This window comes from Prevotella dentalis DSM 3688 (genome assembly GCF_000242335.1).
Lineage (GTDB): Bacteria > Bacteroidota > Bacteroidia > Bacteroidales > Bacteroidaceae > Prevotella > Prevotella seregens.
The window spans coordinates 1,294,702-1,316,681 of record NC_019968.1; the positions used below are offsets into that span (position 1 = coordinate 1,294,702).

The window sequence follows — 21,980 nt, forward strand, 5'->3', positions numbered from 1 at the left end:
CTATTCGCTTTTAACGGTTACAATTTGGGCACTCTGCAGGTTCATGGCATGATTGCGGGCATCGCTCAACTGCCTGAACGGAATGCCATCGCTGGTGACGAATACCTCAGGAAGCTTATGCTCCTTGATGGCAGTCTTGCCGACCTTGACCAGCATGGCATTTTCTTCGGTAATCTGTTTGGCGGCCGAAAGAGCCTTGCCCTTGGTTTTCTTCTTGCCCGACTGCTCTCCGGTTTCCTCCGAATTGACGGCCTGACCTTCTGAACCTGCAGAAGCCTCTACGGACTCCTTTCCTAACGGCTGTGCCGCCGTAGATTCCACCTGCTGTTTGTTCACTTCTTCCATATCTTTATTTTTTTTAATTTGATTATTACGCATACGATTAGAAAAACGACAATCCCCATGATGAAACCAGTCTTCCAACTGCTGAATATGCCTTCTGTCTTATGCACAGTTGTCAGTGATTTATCCTGTTCCTTTGCCTTGACATTCTGATGTGTAACTCCAGTGAGTGCAGCATTTGTCGTATGTGTGGACTCAAGGCTGCTCCCGGCGTCCTTGCGGTCATGTGAAGCAAGATGCTTCCTTTGCCGGCTCATGGCCTTCACGGGTGGAAGTCCCGTCTCAGGGCTGACAGGCTTGTCGGTGTCAAACAGGACCGTGGTACAGTCTGCCTCTTCCGTAGCCGTGTGCTCCACACTTATGCGCTGCTGGAGGAACCTTGTCACGATACTGTCCAGCGTCCGGCTGTAGCTACTGTCCTGATGCACCGTCAGACTGCTCCTGCTCTTTTCGCTGCTCGTTTCTTTCACTCCTCTGCAACTGGGCAGAGACAGGGCAAGTGTCAGCATGAGGACAGGAAGGAATCCTCTCAATGGCTTTTCTGAATTTCTCCACATCTCTTCGTAATGTTTGGATTTCTTTCTTCAATGGAGCCACGATGCTATCGACGAGGATATCATTGGCTTTCCTGACGTTTTCAAGCTCATTGGCACGGACACCTGAGAACTTGTTCTGCATTTCCGCACGCAGGTTCTCCAGTTCAATCTGGTATTTTCCTTTCAGAAGCCGGCTGTTGAGCCATGCCCCAAGAGGGGCAGAGACGGCGGCCACCACCGTGGGCACGACCATAGATATAATATCGCTCATTTGTGTCTATTGTTTGATGCCGAAACTCGAAAGCCATGCCCTGACATCGAAAGACGGGCATGCCTTTCCGGGATTCAGTTGATGATGCCCAACAATCCTGATGGCCGGGAACCGTCGGTTGAAGTCCTGCACATATCGCTTGAGGGCAGTCTTCTGGGCCTCCGTCCGGGTGTCAGCGGGATTGCCTTGGGCATCCAGGCCGCCAGCGTAGACGATGTGCCGGCTGATGGAATTATACCCGGCTGCTCCGTTCGTAATCTCCCAGGGGTCTACCTGGGCATCCTCGTTGTTTCCAACCAGCCGTTCCACGCTGCCGTCAAGGTGGAAGAGGTCGGTGTATCCCACCTGCTTCCATCCGCGACCACCCTTTGACTTTGGGGCGGTATGCCACCGCCGGATTTCCTCCGAGGTCACCTCACGCCCGGCCTTGGTAGCCGTGCAATGAATGACCAGGTATCTCATGGGCTTGCTCATCAGGCGGTCAGGGCACTGACGATAACACCACGGCTGTTCTTGGAGGTGAGAGGCAGACAGATACCCCACTTGCGGAAGTTCACGAGGTTACGGTGATACAAGGGATCCTTGCTGGCTTCACTGTAATAGAACTGTACGCTGCCGTTGGCCTTCATCATCCTTCCGTTGTAATAGAACACCGATGCCTGACGGTCTGTGGCCGAGGAGGCGACAGCACCCCAAACGTTCTTGGTCTTGGCCGCGACATTGTACATCGGCGTGCCGTCATACTCGTAGATATCGAAGCCATAGAGACGGGCAATCTTGCCCTCGGTCTGGTTGATATTGTAATGGTCCTTGAACTTCAGGTCTGTCTCCAGCAGGTCATTGATATGCTCGCTACAAAGGACGGCAATACGGTCATTCTTTGGAATTCCCATCTTGTCGAAACGCTTCTTCATGGCAAGCAGGTCTCCGGTGGTGAACAGTTTATGCGTACCGTCACTGGAGGCGGCGCCGGTAGTGAGCAGCACGGGCGTATCCGTAGTGTCGCTGTCCGGGGCGATGGCGTGAATGGCCTTCTGGCAGCATTTCTCTTTCAGGGCCTCACGGTGACGCTCCTGGACGCTTGCCATCTTATCGTAGCTGCAGGCGTGGAGCTCGTCATCCGTCACAGGCGTGGCCGTGGTGTCGTACTTATCCAGGGAAATAGGTTTGTCGCTGTCCTTGAGGTCCTGTATCTGCAGCGGGTAGGTCGTATTGTTTACCAACACGTCAGGGTCTCCGCCAAGCTCTGTGAAATGGATTACGTCATTGTCCACATACTGGTCATAGCTCTTGATACGGTCATACCACCCGAGACTCTCCGGGGCTGATCGGAACGCCTTGACCATCTCTCCCGTCCAGATTTCGGTGAGGACTCCCTCGCAGAGGCTGTCCTTGGGCAGAAATGCTCCCACGGCAAGGGCTATCAGGTTAGCGACGATGACACCGGCCACCGGATGAAATCCGAAGACGGCGGTGCCGATAATGGCGCCCATGACGGCATTGAGCATGAGGGCAGCCATGACAGTAAGCACTGTTCTTTTCAAATTCTTGTTTTCCATTATTATCTGTTGTTTACGATTCCAGCACACAGTCCACGCCGTACTCAGCCTTGTAGAGACTTGCATACTTGGCGGGATCCTGCTTTCTCATGACGACGAGCTCGTCGGCAGGCACTTCGGAGAGCTTCACGTATTCCTTGGGCTGTCCGGCCCCGAGAAGGTCGTTGCCCGTCTGGATGACCTCAGTCGGCTTCTGCATCGGGTGCATGAGGTTCAGCGTCTCCTGCAGGCTTTCCACGCCTACAGCCTTTCCCATGCTGATGAAATGGTCCTTCTTGTCAGCCGTGATGCGTCTCTCGCTGATGGCGTGGTCAACGACGGCGTTGATGGAGGCAAGTTCGATTTCTCCGGCCTTGTCGGCCTTTTCCTTGAGCAGCTTGATACGCTGCACGGCATCCTGCGCGGTGGCCGTCTCCGGCAGACCGAGCTGGTCCAATAGTTCTTTTTCCATTTTATCGTTATTGTTTGGTTCAACTTCTTTCCGTTCGTCCGGGCGCAGCAGGGGAACCTCCTCGTTGTCCTTTCCCGCTGCAAGCTGGATGAGCTCTCCTTTGGCATTATAGAGCTGGAGGGCATCGTCGTTACCTCCTATATCCACAATGCTCACCTCAAGCAGCTTGCTCCTGGTGACGGTCGCACGTCGCTGCCCAGGCAATAGATATTCCGGGGCGTCACTCACTTCTATCCGCTCCAGCGAGGGAGAGGCCATCCTGAGGAAACCGTTCTCCCATTTGTCCTCGATCTTCTTGGCAAACTCATCGTTGCCATCAAAGACCGGTGTGCCGATGAGACTGTCACCATCCACCCGCAGGTTCTCAACCCGCCCGATAGGCATGGTATCACCATCGAAGCAACGGCGGTGCATCCAGAGCAGGACAGGATTCTTCTGGTACTGCTGCAGGTCGATGCCCGATGTCAGTACGCGGAAGCCGTAGCAGTTCAGCCCGCTCGTATTGATAACTACTTCTTTCATTTAAAATGGCGGATATTAAGGCATGGCCACCGCCCTTTTGATTTACGTTTAATTAATTTTCTATCAATGAACAATCGAGTTGCAGGGGACGGACTCGAACCGTCGACCCTGAGGGAATGAACCTCATGCGCTGCCATCTGCGCCACCCTGCGATTTGCCCACAAAATTGCAATAATCCCCATAGGTGGGCAAAAAGTGTGTAAACTCTTGAAACACTTTTTTCCCAGCTCGCCGATTATCAGCATTTTTGCACCGTAAAACAACATGAATGGCAACCAAGAAAGAACTTGAGACAAAGAAGGAACTGGCCCGTATCCTCTTTATGCAGGGCGAGCAGCAGAAGGATATTGCTGTCCATACGGGTGTATCCGCACCGACCATCACGAAGTGGGTCAATGCGGAGAGCTGGAGGGAGCAGCGCGCCGCACAGTCCATCACACGCCCGGAGCTGATCAACAAACTCCTGCTATCCATCGACAACCTTGTGGAGGACATCAACCGGAGCGGAGACCCGAAAGCTATCGCCAACCTGGGAGACAAGTTGTCGAAACTGTCATCCACGGTACAGAAACTCGACAAGAAGGCGAGCGTCGTGGACGTGGTGGAGATTTTCATGGATTTCAGCCGGTGGTTGCAGTCCCGTGGAGAGTTCGACACCTCGGCCACGGCAGACTTCATCCGAAAGGTGAACACGTACCAGGACATCTACCTCAACGAGCGGGTATCACAAAAGTAAAATAGTATGGCAACAGGACTCACAGAGAACGAGGCGTTGAAACGATGGCGGCAACACTGCGAGAACGTGCAGCGCTCCACGGCCGTTGACAGGACGGAATCCAGACAGTCGCAACTGGCCCGCATCAGGAGGCTCAGGGGAGACTATGCGGCGTTTGTCGACTACTATTTCCCACATTACACCCTGAATCCGGACACGGGACGGAACACTCCGTGCGCCCCATTCCATATCAGGGCAGCCAACAGGGTGAGGAAGGAACGCAACCTCAAGGCGGTATTCAAGTGGCACCGAGGCGCAGCCAAGTCGACCCACCTTGATATTTTCATCCCTATGTGGCTGAAATGTCAAGAGCCCGGTGACATCCATGTCATGGTTCTCGTGGGCAAGAATGAGGACAATGCCAAGACCCTGCTCTCCGACATCCAGGCGGAGCTTCAGTTCAATCAGCGCTACATCCACGACTTCGGGCAGCAATTCAACAACGGGTCATGGGAGGAGGGCGAGTTCGTCACCAAGGACGGCACGGCCTTCTTTGCCCGTGGACGCGGGCAATCACCGCGTGGATTGCGTTATCGCGCGCACCGACCCGACTATATCGTCATCGACGACCTCGACGATGATGAGCTGTGCCAGAGCCCAGCCCGTGTTTCCAGACTCACCGACTGGGTGAAGGAAGCCCTCTTCGGAGCGTTGGACGGCGGCCGCGGCCGCTTCATCATGGTGGGAAACCTCATCGCCAAGAACAGCGTGCTGCAGAACATATCCGACACCAAGGGCGTATTGGTGTCCCAGGTTAATATCTGGGATAAGGACGGCAACGTCTCCTGGGCGGACAAATGGACGCCAGAAGAAGTCCAGAACATCGAGGCCTTCATGGGCTATAGGGCATTCCAGAAGGAGTATATGAACAATCCCATCATCGAGGGCGCAGTGTTCAAAAACGATTGGATCCGCTTTGGCCGGCTGCCGAGCCTCAGGAAGTTTGATGAGCTGGTTCTGTACGTAGACCCGTCCTTCAAGGGATCATCCAAGAACGACTACAAGGCCGCGAAGCTCTGGGGCAAATATGGCACCCAGCTATGGCATATCCGGGCCTTCGTGCGGCAATGCAGCGTGGCGGAGATGGTGAGATGGCTTTATGACCTGTATGAGTGGGCCCTTCAGGAGGGCATAGCCATACGCTTCTATATGGAGGCCAATTTTATGCAGGACATTATCCTCGACGACTTTCGCACCGAGGGAGACCAACGAGGATACCAGCTTCCGTTGGCCGCAGACAAACGCAAGAAGCCTGACAAGTTCCAGCGTATCGAGGCCATCTCTCCCCTGTGGGAGCGGGGTTTTGTCTACTATGACGAGGCCATGAAAGACGACCCCGACATGCAGGCGGGCATCAGCCAGACACTGGCCTTTGAGAAAGGCATGAGGGGGCACGATGATGCTCCGGATGCCGACGAGGGGGCCATCTGGTATCTGCAGAGACATTCAAGAGTATCTAAATTTGCGCCTTCGTTCGGACGCAGACGCACAGCAAAAAACGTAACATGGTAACAAGACTCATCAAGGCGCTCGTCTTCGATTGGAGACTGAGACGGGCCATCCGGAAGGCACGGCATGATGCCGACCTGCACCGCAGAAAGTTCCTCGTGCTCATCTATGGCGGCAAGCCTGTCGTCGTATCCAAGCAGGGCATACGCAGACTCATAGCCCGCCACCGTTTCCCCAAGGGCTTCACGGCAGCCACGGCCGAGAGGATAGCCGCGTTCGTGGCGACACCTAAAACAAGACCATGATGTTTCTCACGGAAGAAGACTACAAGAGTGTCTGCGATGACTTCGAGTTCGAGAACATTCAGGCAGACCAGAAGCGTACGACGGCCGAGAAAGCCGCCCTTGAGATGATTGCCGGCTATACCTCGCAGCGGTATGACATGCGCAAGGCTTTCTCCATGACGGGAGAGGCCCGGAACGCCATGCTCGTGCAGGTTGCTGTCAACATCACGCTGTGGCTCATGGTGCACCGTATGCCGGAAAGCATGGGCTATGAGCGCCGGCAATTGCTCTATGAGGAGAGTGTCAGATGGCTCAGGGATATCCAGAACAGCAAGGCATCGCCAGACCTTCCCACCTACACCAGCGAGGACGGCAGCCAGATGGATACCCACAACCCCATCCGGTGGGGGTCGCAGCGTCCCGGCAAGTATGATTGGTAAATAAACGGTAAATAATGGATATTCTAAGGAAAATCAGAAATACCCTCAATCCGGGGCAGACACGCTCCGAGGACATGGGGCGGCTCATGCGCTTTGCCAGTAGCAAGAGGGGTATCAAACTCACCGCCCAGCTCCTGGCACAATCCGACAGCCTCACCAAGAAGGATGTCGGAGACTGGCGGCAGGCCTGGCAGGTGGCCATCAACGTGGACAATCCCAACCGTGGTCGCCTCTATGACATCTACCGGGACTGCCTTGTCGACCTGCACCTGCAGGGATGTATCGGGCAGCGTAAGGGAATGACTTTGAAGGAGGACTTCCACCTCGTGGGCAACGACGGCAAGGAGAATGAGGAAGCGACCAAGCTGCTGCAGCAGGAATGGTTCAACGACTTCCTCGGTCTTGCGCTCGACTCCCGCTACTGGGGCCACTCGCTGATCCAGATGGGCGATGTCATCAGTGACGAGGACGGCATGCGCTTCGACGGGGTGACACTCGTGCCCAGGAAGCATGTATGCCAGGAGCACGGGGTGGTGTTACCCGTGGCCGGGGACGACTGGCACAAGGGAATCTCTTACCGTCAGGGAGAGTTTGCCAACTGGTGCGTGGAAGTGGGTAAGCCATACGACCTCGGACTGCTGCTGTCCTGTGCGCCGTCGTGCATCAGCAAAAAGAACATGCTCGGCTTCTGGGACATGTTCGGCGAGATATTCGGCGCGCCCATGCGTATCGCCAAGACCACCACGCAGGACGAGGCGGAACGCGGCAGGATCGAGAATGCACTAAACAACATGGGCAGTGCCTTTTGGGGACTTTTTCCGGAAGGCACCGACATTGAGATCAAGGAGAGCAGCCGTGGCGATGCCTACAACGTCTACGACAAGCGCGTGGACCGGTGCAACTCGGAACTCTCAAAGGGCATCCTCAATCAGACCATGACCATTGACAGCGGCTCGTCACTGTCGCAGTCGGAAACCCATCTTGAGGTTTTCGAGAACGTGGTGAAAGAAGACAAGAAGATGATTTTCTATGTGGTCAACGGACGGTTGCTGCCCTTGATGCGGAGGCATGGGTTCCCGGTTCAGGGACTCAGGTTCACTTGGGATGACGCAGCCAGCTTCACACCTTCGGAACAGCGAGAGATGGAGCGTGTGCTGCTGCAATACTATGAGGTGGACCCGCAGTATTTCATCGACAAATACAACATCGCCATTACCGGGACTCGGGAGCAGGGAAAGGTTGACAGTTTTTTCGGATAAGCCCCAGGAAAGACAAGGGGCAAAGACCGACCTATCGGGTGTTCAATCAGGCTATGGAGCGCTTGTATGGCGGAGATGGGGATTATCTTGCCAAGGACGGCACACCGCCTGACTTCAACGACTCTTTATTTTCTGATGCTGCCAGGAAGGTATACGAGCATGGTGGATTCAATCCTTCCATGCTGCTCAGTCCGGAGGCGCAACGGGTGACGGGAGAGACCTTCCGCGTGTTGAACACGGCCATCTCCGCCCATATCGACCATGTCATGCCCGAGACGGAGCGTCATGCCCTTGAGCACAACGCTTTCATTTTCTCCGGGCTAAAGACTTTCCATTCGCTCCGGGAAGTCGGTCTGTCCATGTTGGATGCCAAGGGCAATATCAAGCCCTTCGGTGATTTCCTCAAAGAGGTGACAGCCATCAACGAAAAATATAACAAGAACTATCTTGATGCTGAGTATCACCATGCGGTGAGGTCGGTGGAGATGGCCAACAAATGGATTCAGTTCAAGGAGGATGGCGACCGTTATGATCTCCAGTACCGCACGGCAGAGGATAGCAAGGTACGCACCTCTCACCAGCAGCTTGACCGGATAACGTTGGCACTCGATGACCCGTTCTGGGAAAGCTATTTCCCACCGAACGGCTGGCGTTGCCGTTGTGATGTTGTCCAGGTGAGAAAGGGGAAATATCCGTTGTCAGACCCCGATATGTCACTCGGTCTGGGAGACGATGCCACTGCCGAGCCGAAACAACGGATGTTCCGCTCCAATCCCGGGAAGTCCCTGAAACTGTTCCCTGAACAGCATCCATACAACAAGGTTCCCACAGAGGTGAAGAAGATGGTGGAGGAGATGCCTGAGCCGCTGAAGGCCCCAGAGGAAGCCGTGGACTTTATCAATGCCAGCGAAGTACGTAAGAAATGGTTTGAGCGAGGGTTCAGCCAGCTTATCGTCACCCAACGAAAAGGCGTGAATGGATATACGGACACGAAAGGGCTCATTGCCATGACCAGAGAAAGGATGGACGGTGTATTGTCCGGCATATCCAAGGTTAGGACAGGTCAGGAACTTACCGAGAAAGAAGCCGACGCGATGGCCACACTGTGGCATGAGATTACCCATAACAGGAGTAAGCCAGGAATGATACGGATGGGTAGGGACCAGACTAAATTCATGGAGCTGGCCAATGAGTTCGTCGCCCGCAAGACCCTACCGGAATTCTATGAAGGTCTGGGTGGAAAAATACAACACCCAGAATTTATGAATGACAGAAAATCCACTGGGTATAATAACATGGTAAATTGCTACGACAGACTCATTGGCTTAACAGGTTCTGATCCAGGCAAAGTCTTGGATGACGTCAAGGAGCATCTTTTCAACCAGCCTTATGACAAACAGCAGGATGGATTGGCCATGGCTTTATATAAGAATGGGGCAAAACTCCCTGATGGGAGGAAACTGAAAAAGACAGAAATCAAGAAACTGGTGAAGAGATGCCTCTTTGGGAACGCTACAATAGACAACATGATTGAATCACTCGTTGTAAAATGACGCGATTTCCTCTGCAAACTCTTGTTCGATGGCCCTGGCAAGTTCCTTGTCTGCAAAATCGATGAAGCTGTCGTAGCTGATAAAACGGTTATGCTCGTCCAGACAAGACAGAAAAAGGTCGATGTCAGACTGTTCATGTCCGCCGATAATCTCGTCCAAAGCTTCGTCGGAAGGGTTGAAGTCGAGGAAAGTCTTCTTTCTCAGTTCAAGTTTGGAGTAATCCATTGTTCTATTTTTGGCAAAAATAAGAAGAATTATTCAATAAAGCAAGACTATAATATGAAATATCATTTTAATCAGAATAATAATGGCAGATTTCGACATTGAGAAGTTCAAGAGGACCGTCCTCACGGACATTGCGGTGGAACTCAAGGATGAGTTTAACGAGAACTTCTCGCGCAAAGCCTTCTTCGGCAAGAAATGGAGGCCACGCAAGGATACAAAGGCAAATGGATCACTACTGGTAGTGCATGGACATCTTAGAAGCTCGATATCCACGCATATCAGTGAGGATGGCATCCATTTTACTTCATCCATGCCATACGCCTCCGTCCACAACGAGGGGGTCAAGGGCACGCAGTCAGTCAAGGCCCACTCTCGAAAAGGGAAACCGGTCAGGGCGCATACACGTCACGCCAACATCCCACAGCGACAGTTCGTCGGAGACGGCAAGGATACCCGGCATATCATCAAAGAATGCCTTGACCGCAGTGCGAAGGAATTTGATATGGAACTTACCAAATTATTGAGACAAAAATGAGAAAGGATATTTTGCAAGCCATTGCCGGAAAGCTCTCAGAGAGTATCCCGGAAATCAAGTTCATCGATCTGTGGAGCGAACAGCTCGCTATGCTCCAGAGCGGTCCGACATGGCCGGTACCGGCCGTGTTCGTCGAATTTGAGCAGATAGACTGGCATCAGATGGCCAATCATGCCCGGACGGCCGACATAGGCATACGTCTGCACGTCATAACCCGGTGCGTGAAGTATAATGGTATCTTTGACCGCAGACAGGTCAACGTCATGAAAGCGGGGGCGACCCGTGTCGGAGCTGCCCTGGACTATCTGGACCTGCTCGACCGCATCAACGCGGCCATGCAGAGCCTCTCTGGGGAAAATTTCACCTCGTTCATGCACACCACCTCCTCTACCGGAAACAACCTCGGAGAACTCATGGAGAGCGTGGAGCGGTTCGTCACCAGGGCACGCGACTTGTCTGCCGTCAGGAAAGCATCAAGGTCCACGGGCCTCTCCATGCTCACCACGGAGGAAATTATCGACCGTGTCATTTAATCCCGCCTGCCCTGTAACGACAAATCCCTCCACCTTCAAAGGCGGGGGGATTTGTCGAAAAAGTCAAACAAGCAAAGCTCGATGGCCGTCGGCCTTGTCTTCTCTGTAGGTATTCCAAGGTAGGTGAGATAGGTGTGATAGCACATCGGATAAACGGGATACACATATTTACGCCACACGGCCTTATAGCATCGTTGGTTGTTGCCAGGCTCATAGTATCGTTGGGTGAGCTCCCGAATCTTTTTGGCTCTCTCAAGTGTACTTTTGTAGTGTTTTGTTGCTCCCATTCACATTTTATTTGTATTTTTGCCATACCTTTTCACTAATCCAAGGTGTGGCGGTTTTTTCATGCGAATGGGAGCCGTCGCACCTTTTTTAGTCCACGTCGGTCATTCCGAGCGGTACGTTCACCCAGGCACCTTTCTCGTTCTTGTACTCAGCACGGATATAGCGCTTCGTGGTCGTGGGCTGGTAGCTTTCCTCAATGATGCGCACACCCTCCATGAAATGCTCGTCTCCGGTCTCCTCGGCCATCTTCCGGAGCTGGAGCACACGGCTGGCCTTGATGTTGCCCTGACCGTCACGGCTCAGCAGTCGGAGCACGGCACTCACGAGGGCCTTGCTGTTGTCATCCTTGGCGAGGCTCTCGATATACTCCTTCACGATGGCAATGCCATCCTCCACGGTGTCGCGGTAACCGTCGATGACGTTCACACCGAGGGTGATTCTCTGAGTGCCGATGCTGTTCGTGAAAGTGTGGCTGCGCTGGCTGTCCTTGGTTAGTCCGAGCACCTCCTGCTTCATCTTCAGGATGGCGTCGAAATTGCCGAAGACGGCATCCTTCACACACTTGAGCTGCTGGCTCATCGATACCAGCTCCGGAATGGCGTCGGCCATTTCCTCATCCACCATGGCAGCATAGTCCTTGCGTTGCTGCTTGCGCTGCTCGGCGGCAATGCGCTTCTCCTCACCCTGCTTCCAGGCGTTGTACTTCTCAAGTTCCTCTTGGGTCATTTCTACTTTTTCCATAATCTTGATTGTTTAAAGGGTTTTCAAATGTTGTTTGAACTGCGCTCAATTGTCTATAAAAGACTTGAGCTCATTGTTGGCTGAATCGATGTCGAGCATGGCCAAAAAGCCCGCCGACTTGATAATGCAGCCGGTCCACGTTAGGCATGATGCCACAACCACCAGGGGAAACGTCACAATGACCAACCCCAACGTCTTCAAATACTCTTTTGCTTTCATTGTTCTTTTGTTTTGATGTTTGTTGTTTTATATCTTGTTCAATTGAGCTGTTCATCTGACGCAGGCTGCAACATCTCATATGATGTCTGTCGCTCGTCCGAGTTCGCCTCCAGTTCTTTAACTGCTATGCCGTCCTTCACTTTCTTGTTGAACCCATAGATGAGGTTGCGAAGCCGCTCACGGGGTATCTTGTTGAAGTCGTCATATCCGGTGCTCCTGCAGGCTATGCCCTTGATGATGCTCACATTAGAGTATTTGCCCTCTGCCTTCAGCCATCCACCGATGGCGCCCATAGCCCGTTTGCGCATCTTGTCCAAGGGTTCCTTGCCCTGTCTTCGCTCCAGCTGGTCAGATAGCTTGGCGCAGATGTCAATCAAGTCGTGCGTGTCCAGGTCGCAGCTGCTATCCACCTCGTAGCTCTCCAGTATGGCGTCCTTCTCGTCCTTGGTCAGCCCCAGCAGGCTGCACAGCGTGTGATACTTCTTCAGGATGCTCCTGTGGATCTTGTCCATTGTTCTTGTCTCTGCCATGTCTATATATTGATTGTAACTATACTCCTGCCCAATACTCCTGTGCTCCCTGCTCCCAGATGATGAAATCAGCACCGCCCTCATGCTCGCCGGTCTTGCTGTTGTCAGTCTCATAGCGGGTGGTAAGGAAGGCCTTGTAACCCTCGACGCGCACTTTGATGTCTGCATCAAACCGGATGTTCTGTGCCAGCGTTCCCTTGGGCAGCCCTTTCCGCTCATGAGCGATAAAGATGAACAGTTTCTCAGGGAAGGTGTCCCGTAGTTTCATGTAGTCGGCCATCTTGAAACCTATCCAGTAGTGCAGTGAGTCAACCACAATGATGTCCGGGCTTTGTTTTTTCTTGAGCCTGACGGTCAGTTCCTTCAGGCTTTCTTTCTCCAATAGTATGATCCGGCTGCCCACCTCTTCCATGCCCACCCTCTTCCATGCTGTCTGCAGGGAAGCTGAAAGCCCCTGCTCAGTGCTGTCGTAGGCCACCCGGCCAAAGCGGGTAAGGTATTTGCTTACCTGCATCACGAAAGTGGTCTTGCCGCAGCCGGAACCGCCATAGATAAGCCAAGCCCCGCGAAGCTCCGGCCGGCCGAAGCTGGCGAGGTAGTCCCCGTCAAAGTCAGCCAGCTCAAATCGTGCCTGCATTACGTTCCTGTTGCTTATCGCTCTTCCCATGTCTGTTCCTTTCGTTTTGTCCTATTCCTTGTTATCTCCCCCCTTGTTGGTGAGGCGGAGAGGGTTATCGCCCTTTCTTCAATGCCCACACCGCTCTCTTTACCCGGCGCAGGTCGTTCTCACTGTCCTCAATGACCTGCCTGATGTCCTTGTCAGAGTCGATGCCGTTGGCAACACACACCGCTGCCACGTCCTCGCTGTTGATGACCTGAAGGGCAACGAACTTGCGGCCCATACGACTGAATATCTCCTCGTAGCCCTTGCGACGTATCCTGAGACCTTTCTTGATACGTTTTTCCAGAAAGTCTGTGGCACACAGGATTATCCCGCAGTGGTCCTCCAGTTGGTTGTAAAGGCTGATGAAGAAATAAAGCACCTGGTCGCTTAGTTTGTCTGCCTCGTCAAGCACTACAAGGGGGCTCTCCGTGCGCTTCAACGTGTCGATGATGTCATCCATCATGTCGCTCACCGTGCTGCCGGTATAGTCTATGCCCATACACTGGAGCAGTTTGCCCATGAACGTGCGGCGGTTCCAGTATTCCGAGCAGCACAGGTGAAACACGTGGCGGTGTGTCTTGCTGTAGTTTCTTATGGCCTCTGTCTTGCCGCATCCGGCACATCCGGTAATGGCGAGCACAAGGCTCTCCTCCTTGGCGTTGTCCAGGAGAAATATCATGCGTTCGTAAGCCCTCGTCGTGGCAATCTGCCACTCCTTGCTGTCGTGCCCGGCCTGTGCTGCCACGGTGCGCCACATGTCATCACTGATGGAGTCCCAGTTGCCGGCCAATATCTGGCTGATGGTGGCGGAGCTTACCCCGTTCATGCTGTTGGCTGCCTTGTTCTGGCTGCCCTTCTGCTTGCAATAGTCCTTCAGGACCTCTGCTATCACTTGTTTTTCTTCCCTTTTCATAATCTCTGATGGTTTTACTCCTCCTGTTAAGAGGTTTTGGTTAAAAAATTGAATAATCGTCCTTGTCACTCTCATGTGCCCCTTGTGGCAGGATGGGAATTTCCACTGCGTCCGCGTCTATCGCTTTTCCAAGCCGGGCCCTTGCTTTGGGCAGTTTATGCTGGCCTCGACCATCCACAATGAGCAACCGGTTGAGGATGCTGTCCTGTCGGGGCAGGCTCCTCAGCAGCTCCTCAGTCTTTTCGGCAGTATGCTCCAGCTTTCCGATGACGTGTTGCTCCAGAGCTTTGTTGAAGTCGAAGACCTCCTGCAGTTTCTTCGCATCGCCGGGCTTGCGGTCTGCGAGTGCCATAGGCTGCACGTGCTTTTCCCGGAGCATGTACCTGAGCGTTCCGTCCTCATTCACGGCCAACACTTCACCAAGGTTGGCAGGGTCATACTTCACTGTCCATTTCTCCGAGGTATGGTTTCTGAATGATATATCGAAGCTGTCGTACTGTCGTTTCACTCCCAGCAGGGTCACTTTCAGCCCGCCACCTTCAAAGGTGTTGCGGAAACCTGTCTCGTCACCGAAATACTGCAGGTAGTTCTCACGGGTCATCGGCAACCGTCTCTTCTGTGGCAGGTTCTCCATCATTTCACGCAAACGACCAATTTTCTGTTTGCGCTCCAGCGCCATGATTTCCATTATCTGTCGGATTACGCCTTCTTTATCGGGGAAGGAGCGACGCCGACGGTTCAATGCCTCATTGTTGGGCTGGCGCTTCGGGTCGGTGGTCACGCCATATCCGCTCCAGTTGTTGCAGAGCTGGCAATATTTCTTGTTCAGTTCCGCGAAATAACGCTCCACGGGCTTGGCCTTGGCATTCTTCACCTTGGCCGGTGTCACCTTATCGCTGACAGCCTGATACAGGTTGGTCATTGTCTTCAGGCAGAAATGGTCGCTCTGCACCTGGTTGGCCCGGTATTTCACGCCGAACAGTTCCTCACTGTGCCTCACAGCGTCCCTGAGGGCAGCCATGATGAGGTTGGAGTCCTCGTTCTTGCCGATGGCATAACCGATAGGATAACCGCAGCAGGGGTCCATCACCACCTCCACCGTCAACCGGTTGCAGAAGGTGGGGTTCCGATGTCCCTTCTTGTCAATCACGCAGTCCTGATAGAGCAGCTCCACATCCCAGCCGTCCAACGACCACATTAGGAATGGAGCGGTAGGCTTGCTCCTCACCACCTGCATGGAAATCGAGTTCCTGAAACGACTCTCGCCGAGGCGACCTCCCAATGTCACGAGGTTTAGTTTCTTTTTCCACACCCTCACGGTTCCGGCAGTTATTTCCGGCCAACCTTTCTGACGGGCAACAGTGTTGTAAAGTCCTGCTATCCTCGTGTTGTCAAGATTGTTATGGTGGGCCATGAGCTGGGTCAGATAACTTTCCTTGATGTCATCATCCACTTTGGCCGCATTCATGTTCTGGAACTTCCCGCTGATGAAGCATGTCCAGCCGTCACGCATATAGGCTTGGTATTTCCGCTGGAGGCTGCGGGCGTTCTGAGGCAAGCCATTGGGCCACTCCTCGCCGATGCGGGGTAAGGCTGCGGCAGCACGCTTCCAAAACTCACCCTGCTTGAGCCTTGGCTTGCTCTGTCTTGCACGGTGGCTGTTGCTCTTCATGATCCTGTCTCGGAATGCGTTCATGATGGCACAGTCATTGGCATACTCGGCTTGCTTCTCTGGATCAAGGTTGCGCCCGTTGGGCAGCACATAGCTGGCATAATTGTCTATGGCATTTCCATCCGGCACGATGTTCTCCAGGAATGGCTTGCTTTCGGCGCTCTCCTTGAAGTCGGGATAACGTTTGTAGACCTCTGTCTTGTACTTGACGGGAAGACTATCGACAACAAAAAGGGCTGGAGTACCATTGCAGCCACGACGAACACGCTCTACTGCTCCCCGCTGATTCATCTTTTTTAGATATTCAGATGAAACAATACCTGGAACAAGTTCCTGATGACTTATACATAGTTTATTCTCGTAATACTCCATAGCTATCTCTTTTTATAACCCCGCAGCAAACACCTGCTCGATATATAGCTGCTGTATGGTGGGGCAGCTTACCTCTCTCACATGCTTGCCATGTCTGTCCGTCACGCGCAGCCAGGCCGTACTCTTGTTGAGTTCAATTTGGGCACCATTTTCAAACTGCTGTCGCATCATGCCGTTGGCATCATGGATAGTCTCGCACTCCGGTATCAGGTTCATCAACTTACCTCCACGTTGCAAGGCAACAGTTCTGATGCGCTTGGCCAAATCACTGCGTCCATGCTTCTTGTCAAAGACCAAGGCATAGCGAATCATTTCACGAGTCACCCCGAATGTCTTCAACAAGAAGGCACGGTCCTCGTTGGTAATCTGAATCATCCTTTTCACTTTTGTTTCCATAACCAATTCACTTTTTGGGTTTAACATTCTCGTATATTTCTCCTTTTTCGTATCTTTGGAGCGTGTTAAAATACAAACACGCTGCAAAGATAGTACACAAATTGTAAACATCCAAATTTTCCTGGGAAAAAGTTCACGTTATGAAAACATTTTCTTCAAAAGAAATGATAGAAAGGTTGAAGATGGGATTGGAACTTCCTTCTGACAATGCACTTGCTGAGCTACTTGGTATAAGTAAGACAACATTGTCTAATTGGAAAAGTAGAAATTCAATAGACATCCCTCTTGTGTTTTCAAAATGTGAACAACTGTCTATAGACTGGCTTCTTACTGGAACTGGTACTATGTTCAAGTCAACTGAAGAGGGTCCTATTATTGATGTTAAACCAATACATCACCCTCGCAGTACTGAAAAAAAAGAGGAATCGCAAGTTGTGTATCTTTACGACTTTGAGGCTTCTGCTGGACTTAAGTCTCTTTTTGGAAACAACCGGCAGAATATCATTGACACTATAAAGATCCCCAACCTGCCCAAATGCGACGGAGCAATACACATTGTTGGAGATTCCATGTATCCTCTGCTCAAGTCTGGCGACATCATTCTATATAAACAGGTGTCTGCTGAAATTCAAAACATCATCTATGGTGAGATGTATTTGCTTTCTTATGACATCGATGGCGAAGATTACATCGTAGTAAAATATATCCGCAAGTCTGACAAGGGCGAGCCTTTTGTCACACTCGCCTCTGAGAATCCGGAACATGCGGCACGTGATATCGACTTCCGACGTGTCAGTGCTATGGCCATCGTCAAGGCATCCGTCCGCATCAACTGCATGGTATAACTTGCATCATTGTCTTTGGCAATGTAATCTGTATATGAGTTTAAACTAAAAATAATAAAATCATGGCGAAATCTAAAGACCAAATGAACGTCACTAAATCGTCTCAAACTTCAACAAGAAAGAGAACCAAAAAAGATAAGGAAAAGCCAGTTATATTGCGCGCTTTTAGAATCGAAGAGGAAGATATCAACAAGAAGCACAGTGACCTTATGGCTAAACTGTCAGAGAAGCTCGCAAACTCAACTCTCTTGGAACGTGGTATGTCTATCAATGAAGGTGATCCGCTGGAAGAAACTGACTATATAGCGTATTATGACTCTTCAGACACTTCTATATTGTTTGGGGCAATGGTTAAAACTATTCTATCCGAACAGGCACCAAGTATTAACGATTCGGCTCTAACACAGAACAACCTAATCCTTTCACAATTAGAGAACGTCAAAGGTAAATTTCATATAATAAAGAAATTATACTACTTTGGCATTAATAATAATTTCGTTGTTACCAATTTGTCAGGATCAAGCAAAATAAATTCTTTCATGGCTTACATCGATTGGCTATTAAAGCCGAAGAGAGTATATAATGTAACTCCCATTTTAGTAAAGCAAGAAATTGAAAATCTAAAAGATGTAAAAGGGCTACGTTTCAGTACTCAAAGTTTTACTAACAAGAAAAATAGTAAATCTGATAAGAACAAAGAGCAAACAATTAAGAAAGAGATACCTCAAGAGTGGATGCCATTATTGAAGACTCTTTTTAAAAAAGATGCTCCGACCCACTTGAAGGAAATCCTTGAAGAAAATATGGTTCGTATGGAAATTTTGCTTAAATTTGCAGCAAAGAATGTAAATGACAAAGAAAAATCAGATACTTTTAGGAATCTCTTGCTTAATATTGAAGACTCAGAAAGAGTATCTTTTGAAACTCGGCAAGGAATAAAGACATTAGGAGATGTGGAGAGGAAAGAACATGTGATAATTGATACAACAGAAACTGGTCTGTTGTCAGAGAAAACCCTGTGTCTCGAAATGAAGAATTTTCTTCAGAAACTTGAAGATGAATTAGTGAAATAATTATGAGATTTAAGATTGGCATACCTATTAGCCTATTTCTTGGCATTGTATTATCCTTTATTTTCCCTAATATTGAAATCAAGGATAGTACTTTGGAGACATTATTTACCATATCAGGAATAATGTTCTCTATAGGTATGAGCCTAACTGTTATTTCAAATACAAGTGGAATTGAAAATCAGAAAATAAGACTCTCACTGCGAAAGAAAATGAAAGATGTAAGGAACAGGTTTATTGCTTGCTTTGCATTGGTATCTTTATTTTATGTTTACTCGTCTGTATTTCAGTACAGGAACATCCCGTTAAATTCCTATTTGATAAATATTGATTGGATCCAAATTGTATTACTTATATTCTCGATAATTTACTTTGTAGTTAATTTTATAGCTATTCAATCGTTAAATGAAGAGATAGAAGACGCTATCAATAAAAAAGAAGAATAGAAGAGGGCATTTGTATTAGGTATATATAGACATACACATCATGGAGATACTATGGGAGGACAAATGCCACTGAATTATGTTTTGTCTGTTTTTTCTATGTATCTATCCTATTTAATACAAAATATCTTTTATTTTTTTTCGTCTTTTTTTAGCCAAGAAACCGACTTAAATCCCTATTGTTTAACACTTTGCATATTTTATTATCCCCTCTGATTCTCGCCTTTTTCGGACATTAAAGGGGTAGATTCTCGTCAAAAACGCCACTTTTCACCCTCATTTTTTCCATTAAAGGGGGGGGATTCTCGCTTAAAAAGTCCCCCCAACTGTCCCCCCAACTGTCCCCCCAACACCACTTTTAGAACGAATTGTACGAAAATACAGGGCTTTGGATCGGTACGAAAAAAGGCTCGAACCGTGACTGTGTGGCAACGGCTCTAAACACTTTCGTCCAACTTCTAAACACCTCCATTCCCTATCTCCGACGCTCTGGCTTCCCTCTTATCCGCTTGAGTCCCTTTCGGGTCTATTTTCTACACGGCAAGAGTCCCTTATTGGCTTATTCTACGGCCTTTACAGCCAAATACGGCCACATATCCGCAAAGTACAACAAAGGCGGCCAGATGGCTTCATTTCATCCCTTCTGACCGCCTTTCAGCATTTCCAATTAAATCCTTATTAAACCTCGCTTAAACCTCAATTAAACGAATCCTAAACGCAACCCTTCAAAAATTAAACCTAAATTAAAGCCAATTCAACTTTTTGTACTCTTCGTTTTACACTTCCATCTATCCCCACAATCCCGTAACCCTTTATTATATAACTCGTTACGTCCCATTCCCCCTCTGCCCGTTTTGTACTCTTCGTTTCATACGCCCGTATTGCATGACTATTTGGAACTGGAAAGTACACGTCGCGGAAACTTCTATTACGAAATCAAGACAGAAGGTGTGGTGGAAGATATATCCATATATCCATTGCTGTTTATTCCCTTTGTAGAAAACGCAGTCAAGCATAGTGTGGAAGTCAAAGGAAAGACAAACATACACATCACGTTTGCCACATCCGGAAACCAACTGCACTTCCGATGCGAAAACACCAAGACCTCTTCTCGCACATCGAATCATTACGGAGGTTTGGGATTGAAAAACATCAAACGGAGACTGGAATTGCTATTCGGAAAGTCTTATACCTTATCCATTACGGAAGAAGAAAATAAATATACTGTATGCTTATGTGTGAACCTATAAAATGTATCATCGTCGATGATGAACCTATCGCCCGAGAAGGATTGGAAAGATTGGTACGCAAGAGTCCAATGCTGGAACTTGTCGGCAATTTTGAGTCTGCAGAATCTGCGACTGAATACATAAAAGATAATCCTGTGGATTTAATATTCCTTGATATCGAGATGCCTGGGACAAACGGGCTTGATTTTGCCCGTAAAATCCCACAACAAACACTTGTCGTTTTTACCACAGCCTATTCCGAATACGCATTGGACAGCTATGAGGTAAACGCTACCGATTACCTCGTCAAACCTATAGAGGAACAACGTTTCCGTAAAGCAGTGGAAAAGGTTTCTGCCTATCACACCCTACTCATCAATGCAGAGAAAGAAAGTGTGGAGGCAGATGTGGATTTCTTCTTCGTGAAATCAGAGCGTAGATATTTCAAAATCAGATATGACGACATCCTCTTTATAGAAGGCTTAAAGGATTATGTAATCATACAAACAGAAAATCGACGCATCATTACCAAGATGTACCTGCGCACTATCCACGAACTTCTGCCTCCGTCTGTTTTCTTCCGCATCAACAAATCCTATGTTGTGAATTTAGAGAAAATAGAATCGTTCGACACCAACGACGTATTCATCGGAAAATATGAAATCAGTATCGGCAATACTTACAAAGAAGATTTCTACAAAAGGCTCATGAAATAACAGTTGACTTTGCTATTATCTCAATCAATAATTCAAATCAAATGTGTATGGAAAGATTAGTCAAAACTTTTTCATTCAGGGTTCTTTCTTCGAATGATTCATCCACTGCCGAACAGCGGAATGCAACTGATGATTTAATCAAAAAAGTCATTAAAATGAACACGGAAGAGAACAATAACATTTCTCTATTCCGCATCCTCCGTTACACTCGCTTCCGATTGCAATCTCTGCAAGAGAAACCATCTTCGAACAGGGCGGGGGAAAAATGTGGCAGAACTGTTGTCTGTCATTGATACTGAGCTGGAACTGTTGAATATGCGAATACAGGGGTTTCTTCCTGCTTTGCCCGTCAAACCAACCGAGAAACTCCGTTGGACAGGCAAGGCGACAGATTTAGTTGAATTGCTTTACGCACTCGACACCTGTGACTGTATCAACGATGGTGAAATCGGTGTAGAGGAACTGGCAGACGCTCTTTCTGAAGTCTTCGGGGTAGAAATCAAGAACTGCTACAACGTCTATATGAACATGAAAAATCGCAAGGACGACAGTCGCACATATTTCCTTGACGAACTCCGAGAGAAACTGAACAAACGAATGGTAGAGAGCGACCTGAAAGGTGGAAAATTCAAAAAACGGTAATTGCATGCAAATAATCAATCAGGCTTCCCCAAACGAGATGGAAGCCTGATTTTTTCATCCATAAAGAACAGTACAATGTAAAATGGTTACTGCCGATGTTGCCATTTCTCTTGGAATTCACGAGTCAATTGCACGATTTCACCTCCGATTATTGCCAGTTCAAGCGTCAGTTTCTCCAACTTTGTGAGCATTGCAAAGGCTTTCTTCTCTGTAAAGTTGCTCTTCATTGCAACTACTGTCTGGTTGTAATTGACTCCCACACTGCGGAATTGTCCATACAAAGTCGTCAGCTTTTGATAATAGTCAAGCAACGAACGATCCACTTTTATCACCCGAAAAGTCTCATTAAAGATTCTTGCCTTGATGAATAATGACAGACTTGGTACACCGCTTTCCTCTTTCATCGTGAGGAAATGGGCGTATTCTGTCGGCGTGAAATTGACCGAGACACGCTTTTCTGTCTTCTCTTTGGAGCGTGCGCTCCGAATTTTCTTCATTTTCATTTC

Annotated in this window: 27 protein-coding genes and 1 tRNA gene; 13 read left to right on the forward strand and 15 right to left on the reverse strand. The window is 49.6% G+C overall.

From position 1 onward, the window contains the following. From PREDE_RS12585 to PREDE_RS12615, 6 genes are all read right to left on the reverse strand, one after another. Complete coding sequence (locus PREDE_RS12585) at positions 1-345, reverse strand: hypothetical protein (protein ID WP_005847859.1); 345 nt, start codon at positions 343-345, stop codon at positions 1-3. A gap of 408 nt (positions 346-753) precedes the next feature. Next, complete coding sequence (locus tag PREDE_RS13725; RefSeq protein ID WP_005847863.1) at positions 754-1,149, reverse strand: hypothetical protein; 396 nt, start codon at positions 1,147-1,149, stop codon at positions 754-756. A 6-nt stretch (positions 1,150-1,155) separates the two neighbouring features. Then, positions 1,156-1,623, reverse strand: a complete 468-nt coding sequence (locus PREDE_RS12600) for an N-acetylmuramoyl-L-alanine amidase (protein WP_005847865.1) — start codon at positions 1,621-1,623, stop codon at positions 1,156-1,158. Next, on the reverse strand, positions 1,623-2,708 hold the full coding sequence (locus PREDE_RS12605; protein ID WP_005847867.1) for a hypothetical protein: 1,086 nt from the start codon (positions 2,706-2,708) through the stop codon (positions 1,623-1,625). The genes PREDE_RS12600 and PREDE_RS12605 overlap by 1 nt, the downstream gene beginning before the upstream one ends. Before the next feature lie 13 nt (positions 2,709-2,721). Further along, positions 2,722-3,681 carry a hypothetical protein gene (locus PREDE_RS12610; protein ID WP_005847869.1) on the reverse strand — a complete coding sequence of 320 codons (960 nt, stop codon included), beginning with the start codon at positions 3,679-3,681 and terminating at the stop codon, positions 2,722-2,724. A 79-nt stretch (positions 3,682-3,760) separates the two neighbouring features. Beyond that, positions 3,761-3,833 (reverse strand) — tRNA-Met (locus tag PREDE_RS12615). 116 nt (positions 3,834-3,949) lie between these two features. Between PREDE_RS12615 and PREDE_RS12620 the strand changes: the two genes are divergently transcribed. The 6 genes from PREDE_RS12620 to PREDE_RS12645 are packed head-to-tail and all read left to right on the forward strand — an operon-like array spanning position 3,950 to position 9,441. Next, positions 3,950-4,417: a terminase gpP N-terminus-related DNA-binding protein gene (locus PREDE_RS12620; protein ID WP_005847871.1), complete on the forward strand. Its 468-nt coding sequence runs from the start codon at positions 3,950-3,952 to the stop codon at positions 4,415-4,417. A 6-nt stretch (positions 4,418-4,423) separates the two neighbouring features. Continuing rightward, positions 4,424-5,968: a hypothetical protein gene (locus PREDE_RS12625; protein WP_005847873.1), complete on the forward strand. Its 1,545-nt coding sequence runs from the start codon at positions 4,424-4,426 to the stop codon at positions 5,966-5,968. Beyond that, positions 5,962-6,210, forward strand: coding sequence for a hypothetical protein (locus PREDE_RS12630; protein WP_005847876.1), 249 nt, complete (start codon positions 5,962-5,964; stop codon positions 6,208-6,210). The genes PREDE_RS12625 and PREDE_RS12630 overlap by 7 nt, the downstream gene beginning before the upstream one ends. Next, positions 6,207-6,629: a phage protein Gp36 family protein gene (locus PREDE_RS12635; RefSeq protein WP_005847878.1), complete on the forward strand. Its 423-nt coding sequence runs from the start codon at positions 6,207-6,209 to the stop codon at positions 6,627-6,629. The genes PREDE_RS12630 and PREDE_RS12635 overlap by 4 nt, the downstream gene beginning before the upstream one ends. 14 nt (positions 6,630-6,643) lie before the next feature. Next, entirely contained in the window at positions 6,644-7,888 is a 1,245-nt protein-coding gene (locus PREDE_RS12640; protein WP_005847880.1) for a phage portal protein family protein, read from the forward strand. A 53-nt stretch (positions 7,889-7,941) separates the two neighbouring features. Further along, the gene (locus tag PREDE_RS12645; protein ID WP_005847881.1) at positions 7,942-9,441 is read left to right on the forward strand and encodes a phage head morphogenesis protein; all 1,500 of its coding nucleotides are present in this window, start codon (positions 7,942-7,944) and stop codon (positions 9,439-9,441) included. Here PREDE_RS12645 and PREDE_RS12650 read toward each other — a convergent pair. Continuing rightward, positions 9,424-9,666, reverse strand: a complete 243-nt coding sequence (locus tag PREDE_RS12650; RefSeq protein WP_005847883.1) for a hypothetical protein — start codon at positions 9,664-9,666, stop codon at positions 9,424-9,426. The genes PREDE_RS12645 and PREDE_RS12650 overlap by 18 nt on opposite strands. Before the next feature lie 82 nt (positions 9,667-9,748). Between PREDE_RS12650 and PREDE_RS12655 the strand changes: the two genes are divergently transcribed. Next, on the forward strand, positions 9,749-10,201 hold the full coding sequence (locus PREDE_RS12655; protein ID WP_005847885.1) for a phage virion morphogenesis protein: 453 nt from the start codon (positions 9,749-9,751) through the stop codon (positions 10,199-10,201). Continuing rightward, positions 10,198-10,734: a hypothetical protein gene (locus PREDE_RS12660; RefSeq protein WP_005847887.1), complete on the forward strand. Its 537-nt coding sequence runs from the start codon at positions 10,198-10,200 to the stop codon at positions 10,732-10,734. Before PREDE_RS12655 ends, PREDE_RS12660 begins: the two co-directional genes overlap by 4 nt. A 375-nt stretch (positions 10,735-11,109) precedes the next feature. Here the strand turns inward: PREDE_RS12660 and PREDE_RS12665 are convergent, their stop codons facing one another. From PREDE_RS12665 to PREDE_RS12690, 7 genes are all read right to left on the reverse strand, one after another. Further along, positions 11,110-11,763, reverse strand: coding sequence for a DUF3164 family protein (locus PREDE_RS12665; RefSeq protein ID WP_005847891.1), 654 nt, complete (start codon positions 11,761-11,763; stop codon positions 11,110-11,112). A gap of 45 nt (positions 11,764-11,808) precedes the next feature. Then, a complete protein-coding gene (locus tag PREDE_RS14140; RefSeq protein ID WP_005847893.1) occupies positions 11,809-11,982 on the reverse strand; it encodes a hypothetical protein in 174 nt (57 codons plus the stop codon). Between the two features lie 38 nt (positions 11,983-12,020). Continuing rightward, positions 12,021-12,494 (reverse strand): hypothetical protein, encoded by a 474-nt coding sequence (locus PREDE_RS12670; RefSeq protein WP_015310547.1) that lies wholly within the window; start codon positions 12,492-12,494, stop codon positions 12,021-12,023. Positions 12,495-12,531: 37 nt separating this feature from the next. Further along, a complete protein-coding gene (locus PREDE_RS12675; RefSeq protein ID WP_005847897.1) occupies positions 12,532-13,179 on the reverse strand; it encodes an ATP-binding protein in 648 nt (215 codons plus the stop codon). A 64-nt stretch (positions 13,180-13,243) separates the two neighbouring features. After that, positions 13,244-14,089 (reverse strand): AAA family ATPase, encoded by an 846-nt coding sequence (locus tag PREDE_RS12680; RefSeq protein ID WP_005847899.1) that lies wholly within the window; start codon positions 14,087-14,089, stop codon positions 13,244-13,246. 40 nt (positions 14,090-14,129) lie between these two features. Beyond that, a complete protein-coding gene (locus PREDE_RS12685; protein WP_235777540.1) occupies positions 14,130-16,052 on the reverse strand; it encodes a hypothetical protein in 1,923 nt (640 codons plus the stop codon). Between the two features lie 93 nt (positions 16,053-16,145). Then, positions 16,146-16,529, reverse strand: a complete 384-nt coding sequence (locus tag PREDE_RS12690; RefSeq protein ID WP_015310546.1) for a hypothetical protein — start codon at positions 16,527-16,529, stop codon at positions 16,146-16,148. A gap of 140 nt (positions 16,530-16,669) precedes the next feature. On the opposite strand from PREDE_RS12690, the gene PREDE_RS12695 reads away from it, so the two are divergent. The 5 genes from PREDE_RS12695 (at position 16,670) to PREDE_RS12720 (ending at position 21,474) form a co-directional block, all read left to right on the forward strand. Further along, the gene (locus PREDE_RS12695; RefSeq protein WP_005847905.1) at positions 16,670-17,374 is read left to right on the forward strand and encodes a LexA family transcriptional regulator; all 705 of its coding nucleotides are present in this window, start codon (positions 16,670-16,672) and stop codon (positions 17,372-17,374) included. A gap of 62 nt (positions 17,375-17,436) precedes the next feature. After that, positions 17,437-18,447 carry a hypothetical protein gene (locus PREDE_RS12700; RefSeq protein WP_005847907.1) on the forward strand — a complete coding sequence of 337 codons (1,011 nt, stop codon included), beginning with the start codon at positions 17,437-17,439 and terminating at the stop codon, positions 18,445-18,447. Positions 18,448-18,449: 2 nt separating this feature from the next. Next, complete coding sequence (locus tag PREDE_RS12705; protein WP_005847909.1) at positions 18,450-18,890, forward strand: hypothetical protein; 441 nt, start codon at positions 18,450-18,452, stop codon at positions 18,888-18,890. Between the two features lie 1,243 nt (positions 18,891-20,133). Further along, a complete protein-coding gene (locus PREDE_RS12715) occupies positions 20,134-20,832 on the forward strand; it encodes a LytR/AlgR family response regulator transcription factor (protein WP_174264901.1) in 699 nt (232 codons plus the stop codon). A 315-nt stretch (positions 20,833-21,147) separates the two neighbouring features. Then, on the forward strand, positions 21,148-21,474 hold the full coding sequence (locus PREDE_RS12720; RefSeq protein WP_044127453.1) for an RteC domain-containing protein: 327 nt from the start codon (positions 21,148-21,150) through the stop codon (positions 21,472-21,474). An 86-nt stretch (positions 21,475-21,560) separates the two neighbouring features. On the opposite strand, the gene mobA is transcribed toward PREDE_RS12720, so the two are convergent. Next, a complete protein-coding gene (mobA, locus tag PREDE_RS12725; protein ID WP_005845910.1) occupies positions 21,561-21,977 on the reverse strand; it encodes a conjugal transfer protein MobA in 417 nt (138 codons plus the stop codon). Positions 21,978-21,980 lie beyond the last annotated feature (3 nt).